This is a genomic window from Streptomyces sp. NPDC088097, from assembly GCF_044741845.1.
Classification (GTDB): Bacteria; Actinomycetota; Actinomycetes; order Streptomycetales; family Streptomycetaceae; genus Streptomyces.
On sequence record NZ_JBIUTJ010000011.1, the window covers coordinates 101,627 to 116,881 of the forward strand.

At 72.8% G+C, this 15,255-nt stretch carries 14 protein-coding genes; 3 read left to right on the forward strand and 11 right to left on the reverse strand.

The features are described 5' to 3' along the window. Positions 1–10: 10 nt before the first annotated feature. The 3 genes from ACIOD1_RS26295 to ACIOD1_RS26305 form a co-directional block, all read right to left on the reverse strand. Entirely contained in the window at positions 11–523 is a 513-nt protein-coding gene (locus tag ACIOD1_RS26295) for a DinB family protein (RefSeq protein ID WP_401904969.1), read from the reverse strand. A gap of 150 nt (positions 524–673) precedes the next feature. Further along, entirely contained in the window at positions 674–2,131 is a 1,458-nt protein-coding gene (locus ACIOD1_RS26300; protein ID WP_365615351.1) for an aldehyde dehydrogenase family protein, read from the reverse strand. 92 nt (positions 2,132–2,223) lie between these two features. Continuing rightward, on the reverse strand, positions 2,224–3,102 hold the full coding sequence (locus ACIOD1_RS26305) for a helix-turn-helix transcriptional regulator (RefSeq protein WP_365615354.1): 879 nt from the start codon (positions 3,100–3,102) through the stop codon (positions 2,224–2,226). A gap of 360 nt (positions 3,103–3,462) precedes the next feature. Here ACIOD1_RS26305 and ACIOD1_RS26310 point away from each other — a divergent pair, with 360 nt between their 5' ends. Beyond that, positions 3,463–3,957 (forward strand): ATP-binding protein, encoded by a 495-nt coding sequence (locus ACIOD1_RS26310; protein WP_401904973.1) that lies wholly within the window; start codon positions 3,463–3,465, stop codon positions 3,955–3,957. Positions 3,958–4,074: 117 nt separating this feature from the next. Here ACIOD1_RS26310 and ACIOD1_RS26315 read toward each other — a convergent pair whose 3' ends face one another. Further along, positions 4,075–4,320: a DUF397 domain-containing protein gene (locus ACIOD1_RS26315; RefSeq protein WP_365615360.1), complete on the reverse strand. Its 246-nt coding sequence runs from the start codon at positions 4,318–4,320 to the stop codon at positions 4,075–4,077. 101 nt (positions 4,321–4,421) lie between these two features. Then, entirely contained in the window at positions 4,422–6,473 is a 2,052-nt protein-coding gene (locus ACIOD1_RS26320; RefSeq protein ID WP_365615363.1) for an FUSC family protein, read from the reverse strand. 129 nt (positions 6,474–6,602) lie between these two features. On the opposite strand from ACIOD1_RS26320, the gene tatA reads away from it, so the two are divergent. Continuing rightward, positions 6,603–6,776, forward strand: coding sequence for a Sec-independent protein translocase subunit TatA (tatA, locus tag ACIOD1_RS26325; RefSeq protein WP_365615366.1), 174 nt, complete (start codon positions 6,603–6,605; stop codon positions 6,774–6,776). Positions 6,777–6,855: 79 nt separating this feature from the next. Here tatA and ACIOD1_RS26330 read toward each other — a convergent pair whose 3' ends face one another. Continuing rightward, positions 6,856–8,028 (reverse strand): DUF2786 domain-containing protein, encoded by a 1,173-nt coding sequence (locus tag ACIOD1_RS26330; RefSeq protein ID WP_365615369.1) that lies wholly within the window; start codon positions 8,026–8,028, stop codon positions 6,856–6,858. A 126-nt stretch (positions 8,029–8,154) separates the two neighbouring features. Between ACIOD1_RS26330 and ACIOD1_RS26335 the strand changes: the two genes are divergently transcribed. Continuing rightward, positions 8,155–9,840: a bifunctional 3'-5' exonuclease/DNA polymerase gene (locus ACIOD1_RS26335; RefSeq protein ID WP_401904977.1), complete on the forward strand. Its 1,686-nt coding sequence runs from the start codon at positions 8,155–8,157 to the stop codon at positions 9,838–9,840. Positions 9,841–9,889: 49 nt separating this feature from the next. On the opposite strand, the gene ACIOD1_RS26340 is transcribed toward ACIOD1_RS26335, so the two are convergent. The 5 genes from ACIOD1_RS26340 to ACIOD1_RS26360 form a co-directional block, all read right to left on the reverse strand. Continuing rightward, positions 9,890–11,356: a hypothetical protein gene (locus ACIOD1_RS26340; RefSeq protein ID WP_401904980.1), complete on the reverse strand. Its 1,467-nt coding sequence runs from the start codon at positions 11,354–11,356 to the stop codon at positions 9,890–9,892. Positions 11,357–11,462: 106 nt separating this feature from the next. Then, entirely contained in the window at positions 11,463–11,990 is a 528-nt protein-coding gene (locus tag ACIOD1_RS26345; protein WP_365615375.1) for a SigE family RNA polymerase sigma factor, read from the reverse strand. Positions 11,991–12,079: 89 nt separating this feature from the next. Further along, positions 12,080–12,580, reverse strand: a complete 501-nt coding sequence (locus tag ACIOD1_RS26350; protein ID WP_365615378.1) for a GNAT family N-acetyltransferase — start codon at positions 12,578–12,580, stop codon at positions 12,080–12,082. 76 nt (positions 12,581–12,656) lie between these two features. After that, complete coding sequence (locus tag ACIOD1_RS26355) at positions 12,657–13,871, reverse strand: serine hydrolase domain-containing protein (RefSeq protein WP_401904983.1); 1,215 nt, start codon at positions 13,869–13,871, stop codon at positions 12,657–12,659. A gap of 40 nt (positions 13,872–13,911) precedes the next feature. Then, complete coding sequence (locus ACIOD1_RS26360) at positions 13,912–15,195, reverse strand: MFS transporter (RefSeq protein WP_401905088.1); 1,284 nt, start codon at positions 15,193–15,195, stop codon at positions 13,912–13,914. Positions 15,196–15,255: the final 60 nt, after the last annotated feature.

Below are 15,255 nucleotides of genomic sequence, written 5' to 3' on the forward strand. Positions count from 1 at the left end.
CCCGGTGCCGTCAGCCCATGGCCTTCGTGCCGTCCAGCGACTCGCGGATGATGTCGGCGTGGCCCGCGTGCCGGGCGAACTCCCTGACCAGGTGCAGCAGCATCCAGCGCATCGAGACCTTGGCGTCCTGGGGGAACCAGGGCGCGGGCGGCAGCGGGAAGGTGTCGTCCAGGCTGGGGACGGACCGGATGAAGGCCTCCGTCTCCGCGACCACCCCGTCCCAGAAGGCCAGCGCGTCCGGGATGCTCTCCTCCTCGGTCAGCCGGAAGCCCCCCGCCCAGTCCTCCTGTGCGCGCCGGGACGGGTTCGGCCGCTGCTGGGCCATCCGCAGCCAGTTCAGTTCCACCTCGGCGACGTGCTTGAGCAGCCCCGACAGGGACAGCTCGCTGACGGTCGGGCGGCTCGCGGCCTGCTCCTCGGTCATCCCCTCGACGGTCGCGCGCAACGCCCGGCGCTGCGAATCGACGAAGACGAGGAGCGTGGCGCGCTCGTCACCGGGGACCTCGTCCGACATGTGAGCCATGGTTGACCGCCTCTTCCCGCTGCTGTGTTCGCGCCGCTTCCTGCCTGCGGCGCCCCTTCCCTGCGAGGACCACGCTACGAAGACTTGCGGTCAGCTTCGGTCCGCGACTCGGAGGGAATCGACAGGGAATCGGCAGCGGATCGGCAGGGGTCAGAAGGGGAAGCGGGTGCGCCCGTGCTGGACGGAGATCCACTTCTGGGTGGTGAAGGCCTCTACGGTGGCCTCCCCGTTGAGCCGGCCCAGCCCGGAGTCCTTCTCCCCGCCGAAGGCGGCGAGGGGCTCGTCCCCGATGGTGGAGTCGTTGACGTGGATCATCCCGGTCTCGATGCGCCGCGCGAAGCGGACCCCGCGCTCGACGTCGCGGGTGTGCACCGCGCCGCTGAGGCCGTAGGGGGTCGCGTTGGTGAGCCGTACGGCCTCGTCCTCGCCGTCGAAGACCACCAGCAGGGCCACGGGGCCGAAGATCTCCTGCGTCAGCAGCGGGGAATCCTCGGGGAGTCCGGCCAGGACGGTCGGTTCAACCAGGTTGCCGCGCGTAGAACCCCGTACGAGCGCCACCGCGCCGGCCTCGACGGCGCGGTCCACGAGCGTGGTCAGGGCGTCGGCCTGGAAGGAGTTGATCAGCGGGCCGATGTGCGTGTCGGCCTCGCGCGGGTCGCCGGTCTTCAGCCCGCGCACCCGGGCGGTGAACTTCTCGGTGAACTCCTCGGCCAGGGAGGCGTCGACGAGGATCCGGTTGGCCGCCATGCAGACCTGGCCCTGGAAGACGAACCGGCTGAAGACGGCGGCGTCCACGGCGTAGTCCACGTCGGCGTCGTCCAGGACGACCAGGGCACTGTTGCCGCTGAGTTCCAGCACGGTCCGCTTGAAGTGGCGGGCGGCGACCGCGCCCACGTGCCGGCCGGTGCGGTCCGAGCCGGCGAAGGAGATCACCTTGGGGACGGGGTGCGTCAGGATCGCGTCGCCTATCTCGGCGATGTCGGTGATCAGGACGTTCAACAGTCCGGCCGGCAGCCCCGCGTCCTCGAAGATCTTGGCGATGATCCCGCCGCCCGTGACGGGCGCGTTCTGGTTCGGCTTGATGAGGACCGCGTTGCCGAGCGCCAGGGCCGGGGCGACCGACTTGAGGGTGACCAGGAGCGGGAAGTTGAACGGACTGATCACGGCGACGACCCCGACGGGCAGGCGCTGGATCCGGTTCTCCTTGCCCTCGACCGGCGAGGGCAGGATGCGGCCCTCGGGTCGGACGGCCAACTGGATCGACTCGCGGAGGAACTCCATCGCGAGGTGGACCTCGTACTCGGCCTTGGGACGGGTCCCGCCGAGCTCGTCGATCATCGCCTCGACGATCTCCTTGCGGCGGTCCTCGGTGATCCGCAGCGCGCGCTCCAGGACCGCGCGCCTGACGTACGGGCTGGTCTCGGCCCACTCCCGCTGCGCGCGCTCGGCGGCGCGGTAGGCCCGGTCGACCTGCTCGACGGTGGCCACGGTGATGGCCGCGAGCTTCTCGCCGTTGTACGGATTGACGTCGATGATGTCCCACGAACCGGTGCCGGCCAGCCATTCGCCGTCGATGTACTGGTGAGCCAGGTCGGTGAATATGGACATGCCATCCCTTACTGCGAGCGCGCACCCTTGCGCTGCACCGGAGACCGATCGGTCGACTTCATGCACTGATCAGTCGTCATAGTACGTGCGGTTCAAGACAGTTGGAGCAGACCGCGCAGCAGATCACGGGTCTTGTCGGGATCGGGGCAATCGGCCTGGAGCCGCTCCATCGCGCGGGAGTACTGCCCCACTTCCTCGTCCTTGTCCAGGTAGAGGGCGCTGGTGAGCTGTTCCAGATAGACGATGTCCTGGAGGTCGGACTCGGGGAAGCGCAGCAGGGTGAAGGCCCCGCTCTCGCCCGCGTGGCCGCCGAAGGAGAAGGGCATCACTTGAAGCTGCACGTTGGGCCGCTGGCTGATTTCGATCAGGTGTTCGAGCTGACCGCGCATCACCTCACGGTCGCCGTAGGGCCGGCGCAGCGCGGCCTCGTCGAGGACGGCGTGGAAGACGGGGGCGTTCTCGGAGACCAGGACCTTCTGGCGCTCCAGGCGCAGCGCGACGCGGCGGTCGATCTCGGCGGCGCTCGCACCGGGCATGCCGCGTTCGACGACGGCGTGGGCGTAGGCCTCCGTCTGGAGCAGACCGTGGACGAACTGGACCTCATAGATCCGGATGAGTGAGGCCGCGCCCTCCAGTCCGACGTACGTCTGGAACCAACCGGGCAGCACGTCGCCGTAGCTGTGCCACCAACCGGTCGCGTTGGCCTCTCGGACCAGTCCCAGCAGGGATTCGCGCTCGACGGTGTCCGTGACCCCGTACAGCGTGAGGAGGTCCTCGACGTCTCTGGCCTTGAAGCTCACCCTTCCCAACTCCAAGCGGCTGATCTTCGATTCTGATGCGCGGATCGAGTAGCCGGCCGCCTCACGGGTGATGCCGCGGGATTCTCGGAGTCGCCTGAGCTGAGAGCCCAGGAGGATGCGGCGCACCACAGAACCGCTGGCTTCTGCGGTCACTAGTACTGCCCTCCCCATCGCAATGGTGTGCGCGTGGTGTGCGCGTGCCTCGTCGGGACCCCCGTACCCCGGTGCCGCAGTCTGCCACCAAAACGCATCGGGCCGTACTCGTTCTGTAACGGAATCCGGCGCCCCGGAGAAGAAGTCCGTAAGTATGCGTAGGAAGAAATGAGCAAGAACCGTCACGTGAGTGGACAGGTCCGGCGCATGCACGTGCATCTGCCCTTGCATCCGGCTTCGGCATTCGGAACGATGGTGCCGCGCACCTGCGTGCACTTCGCGCCGGCGCGGGACCCACCCCGCAGTTCTCTATGGACAGAGCCGCCGCTTCGTCCGCGAATCCCGGGAGTGCCTCGCATGGGGACGAATGGATCGACCATGCTCGAGCCGTTACGGCAGGGGCTTCCCCCGGTCGATCCCACGGCTGTCTCCGGGTCCGCGTCATGCGCCCTGCCCGCCCGCTTCGAGGCGGTGCGCGCGGCACGCTCCTTCACTCGCTCGACGCTGTCCCAGTGGGGACTCGACTGCCGCTTCGACGACGTCTCCCTGGTCGTCTCCGAGCTGGTCACCAACGCGCTGCGCCATGCCCTGCCCGACGACGGGCGCCCCGCGGCAGCGTCCGGCGAGCAGGAGGCTGCCGTAAGGCTGCACCTGATGCGGTGGAGCACGCGACTGGTCTGCGCGGTGCGGGACCCCAGCGAGGCGCGGCCCGGCGGGGCCTTCGCGCCGGAGCGCACGGAGGAGAACTGCGACATGGAGTCCGGCCGGGGTCTGTTCCTGGTGGACGCCTACAGCGACGGCTGGGGCTGGCACCCGCTCGCGGGGCGGCTGACCGGCAAGGTGGTCTGGGCGCTGTTCATGCTCCAGGACTGAGCATCCGGATCGACGGGCAGCGGAGCCGGCCGGGATTGATCGTTTAGATCAGTCCCGGCCAGTGCACGTGCATGGCCTGTTTCGATGCGCCGTTCCCTCGGTCGCGCGACGCTTGGCTCAGCCGATCAGATGATCGAACTCGCCGTCCTTGACGCCGAGGAGCAGCGCCTCTATCTCGGCCGGCGTGTACACGAGGGCCGGTCCGTCGGGAAAGCGCGAATTGCGCATGGCGACGTCCCCGCCCGGCAGTTTCGCGAACTCGACGCAGGATCCCTGCGAGTTGCTGTGTCTGCTCTTCTGCCAGGTCAGCTGATACAAGGAAGCGAGTTCTGCAGCTGCCATCCCGTTGTACGCGTGGTCCACAGGAAGCCCCCGATAGTGCAGATGTCAACTGCACCGGATCATAGCTGTGTTCATCAGCGCCTGCATGGGCAGATGCACGTGCACGCGCGGTGCTCCGTTGATCACTCAGAGGGGCTGAGTGCCTCGGACACCTCGTCCAGCGAGGCCAGCAACCGCACCGCCGCCCCGTACAAGACGGGTGATCCCGGGACGTTCCCCTCCGCCAGCAGCTCCCGGACCCGGTCCCAGTCCGGCACCCGCCGCTCCCGCACCGCCCGCGCGCCCTCCTCCGTCGCCTCCCGCACGGCCTCGGCCAGCTCCGCCGCGCCCGGCACCGGATCGTGGGAGCGGTCGGGGAGGTGGGCCTCCAGGAGCATGGCGGCCCGCCCCAGACCGGCGAGGGCCTCCCCCGCCCCGTCGGCGGCCGCCCGGGACAGGCCCCGGTGGCGGACCGGCTCCCCCTCGGCCCGCGCGAGGGCGTCGTGCCAGGCCACCCGGGCGTCGCGGACCGCGAGGAGCGCCTCGCGGACGTCGGCGCGCGGGGCCCCGGCCGGGTCGGCGTACCGGCCGAGCACGGCGGCGGCGTAGCGCCCGTCGGCGGCGATCCAGTCGGCGAGCCGGGTGCGCAGCCTCGGGGTCTCCCACGCCGGGTAGAGGGCGTACGAGACCATCGCGATGAGCCCGCCGACCAGGGTGAGGGCGATCCGGTCGGGCACGCTCTGGTCCCAGCGGACGCCGCCCATGCCGAGCAGGAAGACCACGTAGGCGGAGACGAAGACCTGCGCGACGGCGTACCCGGTGCGCATCAGCACGAACATCAGGCCCGCGCTGATCACGGCGAGCAGCCCCGACAGGTACATCCCCGGCGCCGCCACCTGCACGATCGCGGTGGCCAGGCCGACCCCGACCAGGGTCCCGGCGAACCGGGCGACGGCCCGGGACCAGGTCTGCGTGAAGTCGGGCCGCATCACCATCACGGCGGCCATCGGCGCCCAGTAGCCGTGCCCGAAGGGCAGCGCCCGCCCGATCAGGTACCCGGCGCAGACCGCCCCCGTGACCCGCACGGCGTGCCGCAGGACGGGCGAGTCGGGGCGCAGCTCGGCCCGTACGGCCCGCCACACCAGCGGCAGCAGCGCCCACAGCCCGGGCCGCAGCATCGACTCGGCGGGATCGGCGGTGCGTCCGGAGCCGGGCTCGGCCGTCTCCAGTACGTCGTCCAACAGCGCGGCCAGCCTCCGCGCGGCCCGCTCCGGGGCGCCCCGGAGCAGGTCCGGCAGGTCGGGGGCCTTCAGGACGGCCAGGTCGGAGGCGGGCACCCGTACGGGGTCCCCGTGCCGGATGGCGCGCGCGGCGGAGTCCAGGACGGCCGCGGCGGCGGCCAACAGCTCCCGCACCCGGTCCCGCCCCGGCCCCTCGGCGGGGGCCCCGACCGCCGGGTCGGCGAGGGAGGCGAGCACGGGCCGGATCCGCTCGGCGAGCCCGCGCGCCCCGTGCAGCTCGGCCGGCCGCCGGCGGGCCTGGCGGGCGGTGACGGCGGCGGCGTCCCGCGCCTTCATCAGGGGGGCCGGGTCGAAGGGCGCGCGGGGGTCGTGGCGCAGCCGGCGGGCGTAGTCGGCCTCGGCGGCGAGGGCGTCGGCGAGGGCGTCGCGCTGGGCGCCCCAGCGTCGGACGGGGAACAGCACGATCAGCAGCGCCTGCACCACCGCGCCCCCGGCGATGACGGCCGCGTGGCCGGCCGCCTGGGGGACGGAGGTCGGCAGGGTGACGGTGACCAGCATGATCGCGACGTTGCCGGAGGCGATGATCCCGGCGGTGGGACCGGCCGCCCAGAGCATCCCGGCCACGAAGGACCAGGCGGCGAGCAGGAGGAGGAAGAGCCCGGTGGCGGAGGAGCCGACCAGGTAGCCGACGAAGGTGGAGACGGCCAGGGTCAACCCGGAGGCGAGGGCGAGGACGGGGCGCGTGCGCCAGCTCTTCTGGAAGCCGGCGATGGCGGCCATGTACGAGCCGAAGGCGGCGCTCGCCGCCGCTCCCGGCCCCAGCAGGGCCAGGGTGGCGGCGACGGAGATCGCGAGGCCGACGGTGGCCCGGAAGGCGACGAGGGGTTCCAGCCGGGTCCGCTCGACCTTCACCGCCGAGCGTGCGGTGTCCTTCAGCGCCCGGAGCCAGCTCATGGCTCCGAGGTTATCCGTACCACCGGCTTTCAGGACTTCTTCAGATTTGTCAGGACCCTGTCTGTGGCGGTTCCATGACCCCGATCGGGTCTCCGGTCACCCGCCGAAAGGCCGAAAGGTGGAACGCGCGTGTTCCGAAACGCCCTGGAACCCTGGCACCTGATCGTCGTCCTCGTGGTGTGCCTGCTCGTGTTCGGTTCGAAGAAGCTCCCCGACATGGCCCGTTCGCTGGGCAGGTCGGCGCGGATCCTGAAGTCGGAGGCGCGGGCCCTGCGCACGGAGGACCCCGACCGGCCGGCGTGAACGCCTGCGGCGGCCGACGGCCTACGGCGCCTTACGGCCTGTGACGGCCGACGCCCTACGGCAGGCGCTTGCGGTCCGGCTACGGCAGGCGCTTGCGGTCCGGGCCGCCCACGTGGGCGCGGTCGGCTGCGGCCGTGCCGTCCTCCCAGCCCGCGAGGTCGGTGGCCCCGCGCAGCCGGGTCGTGGTGGTGCGGGGGAACATCTCCTCCGCCCGGGAGGTCACCGCCACGTCCCGGGCCACCAGCGCCGGCAGGTGGTCGGGCACCTCGGACGCGGCGTGCTCCGCCGTCCGCGCCAGGCGGTGGCCGAGCCGGCTCGCGTAGGCCAGCAGGAAGGACTGCCTGAACGTCTTGGTCCGCTTGCGGCCGCCCGCCCGTTGGCCGGCCTCCGCGCGGGTCATCGCCGCGGTGCCCTGCACGAGCAGCGAGGTGTACAGCAGTTCCACCGCCTCCAGGTCGCTCTCGAAGCCGACCACCGTGGAGAACTCGAAGCCGCTGTTCCACACGGCCCGGCAGCGGTTCGCCCCGGCCACGGCGTCCAGCAGGACCGCCTTGGCCTCCTCGTACGGCTGCTCCACCCCGATCCGGCAGGCCCCGGGCGTCTGCTGGGGACCGCCGCCGCGCGCCGCGAGGAGCGCCTCGTCGACGGTGTGCCGGGCCATCAGCTCCTGGGCCTTGGCGCTGAGCGCCTCCGCCTCCTCCGGGAAGTTCGTCGCCTCCGCCTTGGCGAGGAGGGCCCGGATCCGGCCCAGCATGCGGGGCTCGATGTGCGCGTGGACCTCCTCGGTGGGGTCGCCGGGCAGCGGACCGACCGGCTCGATCGACGGCAGCCGGACCAGCAGCCGCAGCAGCTCCAGGACGGCCGTGGCCAGCGTGAACCGGTCCGTCCGCTCGCGCCCGGCCAGCCGGTCGCCGTACTCCGCGTCGCTCCCCCACCAGACCTCGGCGTCGGTCCACCGCTCCGGCAGCCGGGCGTAGCGGCGCGCCTCGGCGGCCACCAGGTCCCCGGCCAGCCGGACGTGCAGCTCCTCCAGGTCCCGCCGGACCAGTCGCAGCACGTCGGCGGGCTGCCAGCCCCGCTCCCAGGCCTGCCGTACGTACGCCTCACCGCGCGCCAGCACCTCCCGCGCGGCCCCGCTCCACCGACCGGGGTCGGCGGCGAGCAGCGAGGCCCCGGTGTCCAGGCCCCCGTGGTCCTGGTTGTGGAGGGCGGCGGCGAAGGCCCGGTCGACGATCTCGGAGAACTCACTCACCCCCTCAGCTTTGCACCCCCTCCCCGGCCGGGGCTCCACGGGGCCGCCCCGCCCGACGGGGCCCGGGCGGTGCGGCCCGGGGCGGCGGGGCGGGGTGTGTCAGAGGGGGGTGCGAGACTCGAAGCCGTGAGCGGTCACCCCGGGGCATGGGCCCTCGCCGAAGACGCCGACGGGCGCTGGCACGCCGCGCCCGTGGCGCCCGGAGGTCAGCGCGTCGGCGGGGTACGGGACCCGGCCGAGGCCGTGCGGGCCGCGCCCGCCGGCGCCCGGTGGGTCTGGCGCTCCACCGCCGCCGTGTACCCCCGGCTGCTCGCCGCCGGGGTCCGCGTCGAGCGCTGCTACGACGTCGAGGACGCCGAGCTGCTGCTCCTCGGCCACGAGGGCCGCTTCGGCGAACCCCGATCGGCCGCCGCCGCCTGGGCCCGCCTCACCGACGCCCCCGTACCGCCCGATCCGCCCCAGCGCGCCGCCGTGCCCGGCACCCAGGACTCCCTCTTCGACCCCCGGCCCACCGTCTCCGTCCCCCTCGACGCCCTCCTCGCGGTCCACGCCGACCAGGCGCGGCGCATCGCCGCCACCGCCCACCCCGACCGGATACGCCTGCTGATCGCCTCCGAGTCGGCCGCGTTCCTGATCGCCGCCGAGATGCGCCGGGCGGGCCTGCCCTGGCGGGCCGACGTCCACCGCGCCCTGCTGACGGAGCTGCTCGGCGAGCGCTACGCGGGCCGGGGCGAGCCCCGCCGCCTGGCCGAGCTGGCCGACGAGGTCTCCGCCGCCTTCGGCCGCCGAGTGCGCCCCGAGCTGCCCGCCGATGTCATCAAGGCGTTCGCGGAGGCCGGCATCAAGCTGAAGTCGACCCGCCGCTGGGAAATCCAGGACCTGGAACATCCGGCCGTGGAACCGCTCATCGCCCACAAGAAGCTGTACCGGATCTACACCGCGCACGGCTGGTCCTGGCTCGGGGACTGGGTGCACGAGGGCCGTTTCCGCCCCGAGTTCATCCCCGGCGGCACCCTCACCGGCCGCTGGGTCACCAACGGCGGCGGGGCCCTACAGATCCCCAAGGTGATCCGCCGCGCGGTCGTCGCGGATCCGGGGTGGCGGCTCGTCGTCGCCGACGCCGACCAGATGGAGCCGCGCGTCCTGGCCGCGATCTCCCGCGACCCGGCGTTCATGGAGGTCGCCGGTCGGCCCGAGGACCTCTACACCTCCGTCTCCCGGCAGGGCTTCGCCGGCGACCGGGACTCGGCCAAGCTGGCCGTCCTGGGCGCCGTCTACGGTCAGACCTCCGGGGACGGCCTCAAGAACCTGGCCGCGCTGCGCCGCCGCTTCCCCCGCGCCGTGGCCTACGTGGACGAGGCGGCGAAGGCCGGCGAGGAGGGGCGCCTCGTCCGTACCTGGCTCGGCCGCACCTGCCCGCCGCCGGCCACGGCCCCCGACGAGGGCGAGGCCGGCATCCCGCAGGACTCCGGGAGCCGGGACGACGGTTGGACCCCGAGCTACGCCTCCACCAACACCCGGGCCCGCGGCCGTTTCACCCGCAACTTCGTCGTCCAGGGCAGCGCCGCCGACTGGGCCCTGCTGCTGCTCGCGGCCCTGCGCCAGGCCATCGCCGCCGCCGGGATGCGCGCGGAGCTGGTGTTCTTCCAGCACGACGAGGTCATCGTGCACTGCCCCGCCGAGGAGGCCGAGGCCGTCGCCGACGCCATCCGCGCCGCCTCCGAACGGGCGGGCCGGATCTGCTTCGGCGAGACCCCGGTCCGCTTCCCCTTCACCACGGCCGTCGTGGAGTGCTACGCCGACGCCAAGTGAGGCACCGGCCGGCCCCCGCGCCGGAGGCCGGGCAGGGCCCCGCGCGCGGTCAGCCGAACCACTTGGGGTCGAGGGCGATCGCCCTGATCTGCTCCATCGTCAGGATCGGCCGGGCCCGGGTCGCCGCCTTCGACTGGTCGCCGGTGTTGAAGGCCGAGACGACCACCCGCCGCCCGTCGGGACGCAGCGTGTCGACGCTCCACCACACCACGCCCGAACCGCCCTTCTCGCCCGACTTCTGCTCCGCCAGCACTCGGGTGCCGTCGGGCAGGACGACGGCGCCCGGGCCCTCCATGCGGTCCTTGAGCAGCTCGCCCATCCCCTCCTGGACATTGACCTGGACCAGCGAGGCGCCCTTGCCGTCGTCGAGCACGAGGGAGCCGTAGCCGGGCTGCCCTGCTCGGCGCAGGACCGTGATCCCGGACTTCGGCACCAGGGACTCCAGCACCGCGACCGTGCCGCCCCGGCCCGGGTCGCCCTGGTTCGGGTCGCCCTGGTCCGGAGTCTGGCCCGTCCCGGCGGGAGCCTGCGGGTCGTCGGCGCCGGCGCCGGCCGTGCCCTTGCCCGTGCCCGTTCCGGCGGGGGTGCCGGTGGTGGTGCCCGTGTTTCCGCCCGTGTTCGTTCCCGTGGAGGCGCGGGGGCTCGCCGCCGTGCCCGCGCCCGTGTCCGCGGCGCTTTCCGCCCCCTGCGGTGCCTGCTGGGGCGCGGGCAGCCGGCTCAGGACCTGGCGCCACAGGGCCGAGGTGGTGAAGGCCTTCAGCTCGGCCTTGTTCAGGGGCGGGGCGGGCCGGCTGACGGGCTCGCCCTTCTCGGCAGGGGCGTTCCACTCCGACACGTCGACCTGGTAGCCCTCCCGGGTGACCAGGACGGCCCGCCAGAGCTTGGTGGGCTCGCGCTTGTCCGGGTACTCGTAGCCCTGGAAGAGGTTCAGCTTCCCCCCGTCCGGCAGCGTCTCGACGGTGCAGGAGTCATAGGGGACGAGTTCCTTGTCCGGGCACGCGAGCATGTCCTTCGCCGCCTGACCGCGCGGGTCGGTGCGGGCGAGACCGACGGAGATCGCCGCCCGGCCCTTCCCGTCGTCGTACACGCCGGCCACCATCGCGTTCGACGATTCGTCGGCGCCGCCCGTCCCGCGGGCCGTGGTGTCGCTCACCCGGCCGCCCGACAACAACTGGCGGTAGATCTCGATCAGTCGGGCGGCGCTCACACCGCCGGCGGGCTGCGCGGAGGTCGGAGTGGAGGCGGCCGCCGTCTGGGTGGTGGGTACGGGGGCGGCGGCGACGTTCGCCATGCCGTCGCCCCCGGTGCCCGCGGCGCCGAACAGGCCGCCACCGTAGGCACCGACGGAGCCGACGACGGCCAGGGCCAGGGCCGAGCCGCCGACGACGGCCGCCCGACGGCGGGCCACCAGCCGGCGCCCGCGCCGTTCGCCGGAGGCCACCAGGTCCGGGCGGCCGGGAACGAATTCGTCTCCCGTCCGCCGCAGGGCTTCACCGAGCTCGTCTTCAAAGGGCATGCCGAATCACCTTCCGATGGGGTGGTGGGTAATGCGCCGGTGCGTGGCCCGGCGACGAACGTGACGGGAACGGGGGTACGACAGCGGCACGGTGTGCCCGGCGGGCTCAGGTGGCCACGAACACACTGAGACTGCCGCCCAGTTCCGCACGGAGCCGGGCGAGCGCCCGGGAACTGCGCGTCCGCACGGCGGCCGAGCTGACGTTCATCGCCTCGGCGGTCTCCTCGACGCTGCGGTCCTCCCAGTACCGCAGCACGAGCACCGCCCGGTCCTTGGGAGCCAGGTGGCCGAGCGCCTCCAACAGGGTCAACCGCAGGACCGGATCGGCCCCCGCGACCGGGAACGCCGGCACCGCCCCGCCCGGCTCCGCGGGGACGGCGAAGGGCCGTTCCCCGGCCGAGCGGCGGCGCTTGTGCTTGAGGAACTCCCGCACCAGCACCGTCTGCGCGTACGCCGCCGGATTGTCGATGCGAGAGGTCCTGCCCCAGATCAGGTACATCCGGCCCAGGGTCTCCTGCACCAGGTCCTCGGCGAGATGGGTGTCCCCACTCGCCAGCAGACAGGCCGAACGGTAAAGACTCCCCGCCCGGCCTTCCGCGAACTCGCGGAACCCCTCCCTGCCTGCTTGCCGCATGCCCCGTCCCCCCTCGCGTCCGACTCACCCCATAGACGCGGCGGGGGTGGGGGAATGTTTCACACCCGCGGGAGGAAATCGGCGGGCCCTCAGCCCTCCAGGCCGTGGAAGTAGACGTGGAACTCCTCGCGTTCGAAGCCCTCGGCCTCGTACAGCGCCTGCGCGACGTCGTTGTCGTACGCGGTCTCCAGCTGCACGCCGGCCACCCCGGCCTCGCGGGCCCGGCGCAGGACCTCGCGCAGCAGGGCGCGGCCGGCGCCGGTGCGGCGGCCGCGCGGGTCCACGTACAGGTCGTTCAGGAGCCACGCCGTGCTCAGGGTGAGGGAGGAGAACAGCCGGTAGACCTGCGCGAAGCCCACCGTGCCGAGGCCCGGCACCTCGGCGAGCAGCACCAGCGACTCGTCCTTCGCGACGCGCTCGGCCAGGAAGGCGCGGGGGCCGTCCGGGTCGGCGACCGTCACCTCGTAGAAGTCGAGGTAGCCGCGGAACAGCTCCGCCGCCACGTCGAGGTCCGCCTCCGCCGCGACGCGCAGGACCACGCCGCCGTCCCACGTGGTCCCGTCCGCCGTCCGCTGTCGGTCGTCGTCCATGTCCGTCTCCTTGATCCGCTCGCACGCCCGGGCTCATTGTGCGCGAGCGGGGGGAGGCGCCGGCGGACGGGGGACGTCAGTGGGGAGCGGATTCGGCCGGCAGCGTGAAGACGTGGTCCGGGGTGACGATCCGCGTGATCGCCTCGCCGAACAGCGTGCTGGGTGCGGAGCCGCCGGAGGTGACGTCGGTGTTGAGCATCACGACCAGCGTGGCCCGCGACTGCGGCAGGTAGATGGTCAGGGACTGGTAGCCGGGCAGCGAGCCGTTGTGACCGATCCAGCCGTCCACGTTGAAGATGCCCAGGCCGTAGCCGGTGTCCGGGAGGGGCCCGGCGGGGCTGACCTTCAGCCGCTGCGCCTGGGTCGCGGGCGTCAGCAGGGTGCCGGTGGCCAGGGTCTTCGCCCAACTGCGCAGGTCGGGGAGGTCGGAGATCATCGATCCGGCCGCCCAGCCCCAGGAGGGGTTCCAGTCGGTGGCGTCCTCGATCTTCCCGGAGGCCGTCTGGTTCGTGTAGCCGTGCGCGTGCGGCCCGGGGAACTCCGCCGCGATCGGGAACAGCGTGTGCTTGAGGCCGGCCGGCTTGGAGACCTTCTCGTTGATGTACGAGGCGAGCGGCTGCCCGCTCTGCTTCTCCACCACCAGCCCCAGCAGGATCAGGTTGGTGTTGCAGTACTCGAACTTCGCGCCCGGGGCGAAGTTCACCGGGTGCCCGAAGGAGTACGCGAGCAGCTCACGCGGGGTGAACTGGCGGTGGGGGTCGCCGGTCAGGGCCTTGAAGAAGGCCTCGTCGGCGGAGTAGTTGAACAGGCCGCTGCGCATCCCGGCCAGTTCGCGCAGGCTGATCTTCTGGCCGTTGGGCACTCCGGACACGTACTTCCCTATCGGGTCGTCCAGGGCCGCCTTGCCCTCGTCGACCAGCTGGAGCAGGGCCGTCACCGTGAAGGTCTTCGTCTCGCTGCCGATCCGCATGTAGAGGTCGGTGGCCATGGGCCGCTTCGTCGCCGTGTCGGCGACCCCGAAGGCCTTCACGTACTCGCCCTTGCCGGGGGCCGAGAGGGAGACCATCACCCCGGGCACCTTCGCCTGCTGCATCACCTTCCGGACGGCCGCGTCGAGCCGCGCCTTCACCGCGGGCGTGAGCTGCGGGAACTGATCGGCCGCGGGCGCCGCGGGCGCCACCGCCGTCGTCGGCTCCCCGGTGCGGGCGTATCCCGCGCCGGCGCTCAAGGGGACCACCACCAGGCCGATCGCCGCCGCCGCGACCGTCACGTTGCACCACCGTGTCCTCATGCCCGGCCTCCTGCCACACGCAGCGGCCCCCCTCACCACGCTAAGCCCGTACCCGCTCGCCCTGCGACCGCAGGGCGAGCAGCGCCGCCGCGGTGACGGAGACGACCGCGGCGGACATGCCGGTGTGGATGCCGAAGCGCGCCGTCAGGGCGCCGGCGACCAGCGCGCCCAGCGGAACGCCCAGGCCCGAGGAGAGCATCCGGCGCGTGGTGTTGACCCGGCCCTGGAGGCGCGGGGGCGTGACCTCCTGCGCGTACGTCATGGTGTTGACCAGCACCACCAGGTACGCCGACCCCCACAGGGTCAGCGCGACGACGGAGAGCCGCCAGTCGGCGGAGAACACCACCACCACCCCGAGCGCGGCCCCGGCAGGGAGCGCGACGAGCAGGATCCGGAGCGGATCGAGCCGCCGCCGCAGCAGGGGCAGGAGCAGCGCACCGCCGATCCCGCCGGCGCTCCAGGCGGTGTAGAGGAAGCCGATCCGCGGGTCCGTGCCGTGGATGCCCAGCACCCGGTCGGCGTGGACGACGAGCTGGCCGACGACCGCGCCCCCGGCGAAGGACTGCAGGGTCCCGACGACCGTCAGGACGCGCAGCACCGGATGCCCCCACAGGAAGCGGAGCCCCTCGCCGACGGACTTCACGAACCCGGGTTCCTGGAAAGGGACTTCGGGCGGGACTTCGGGCGGGACTTCGGGCGCCGGGTCGGCGGCGCCCCGGGGCCGGCGGCCGATCGCCCGCACCAGCAGGCCGGAGGCGGCGAAGGAGACCACGTCGACCACGAGGGCGTCGCTGGGCCGCAGGAGCACCAGCAGCGCTCCGGCGAGGGAGGTCCCGGCGATCCGGACCGTCGACTCCGCCCCGTACAACAGGCCGTTGGCGCGGGCGATGTTCTCCTTGCCCACCACCTCGGGGACCAGGCCGTAGACCCCGGCGTCGAAGAAGAGGCACAGGCTCGACGACAGCAGCGCGACGGCGATCACCTGCCCGACGGTCAGCACGCCGAGCACGGCGGCGAGCGGAACCGTCGCCAGGCAGAGGGCGTTGAGGCCGTCGGCGGTCACCATGAGCCGCCTGCGGTCGACCCGGTCGGCGACCGCGCCGGCCACGAGGCCGAAGAGCAGGTACGGGAGGGTTCCGGCGGCGGCGACGAGGGAGACCAGCAGCGGCGAACGCGTCTGTTGGTAGACGAGGACCGGCAGGACCACCGAGGTGACGGCGGAGCCCAGTGCGGACGTCACCCGGGACAGCAGGAAGAAACGGAACCCGCGGATCTTCGTGAGCGGGGGAACGGAAGACGTCGGCGGAGAGGGCGGAGCGGGCAGGCGAAAGGACGGAGGAGGGGCGAGGGTATCGGGGGAATCGGCGGTCTTGGGTGCGTCACC

Excerpts from the sequence above, each read along its gene's own strand:
- ACIOD1_RS26295 (WP_401904969.1), bottom strand. The coding sequence starts at position 523 with ATGGCTCACATGTCGGACGAGGTCCCCGGTGACGAGCGCGCCACGCTC.
- ACIOD1_RS26300 (WP_365615351.1), bottom strand. The coding sequence starts at position 2,131 with ATGTCCATATTCACCGACCTGGCTCACCAGTACATCGACGGCGAATGG.
- ACIOD1_RS26305 (WP_365615354.1), bottom strand. The coding sequence starts at position 3,102 with ATGGGGAGGGCAGTACTAGTGACCGCAGAAGCCAGCGGTTCTGTGGTG.
- ACIOD1_RS26310 (WP_401904973.1), top strand. The coding sequence starts at position 3,463 with ATGCTCGAGCCGTTACGGCAGGGGCTTCCCCCGGTCGATCCCACGGCT.
- ACIOD1_RS26320 (WP_365615363.1), bottom strand. The coding sequence starts at position 6,473 with ATGAGCTGGCTCCGGGCGCTGAAGGACACCGCACGCTCGGCGGTGAAG.
- ACIOD1_RS26340 (WP_401904980.1), bottom strand. The coding sequence starts at position 11,356 with ATGCCCTTTGAAGACGAGCTCGGTGAAGCCCTGCGGCGGACGGGAGAC.
- ACIOD1_RS26345 (WP_365615375.1), bottom strand. The coding sequence starts at position 11,990 with ATGCGGCAAGCAGGCAGGGAGGGGTTCCGCGAGTTCGCGGAAGGCCGG.
- ACIOD1_RS26350 (WP_365615378.1), bottom strand. The coding sequence starts at position 12,580 with ATGGACGACGACCGACAGCGGACGGCGGACGGGACCACGTGGGACGGC.
- ACIOD1_RS26355 (WP_401904983.1), bottom strand. The coding sequence starts at position 13,871 with ATGAGGACACGGTGGTGCAACGTGACGGTCGCGGCGGCGGCGATCGGC.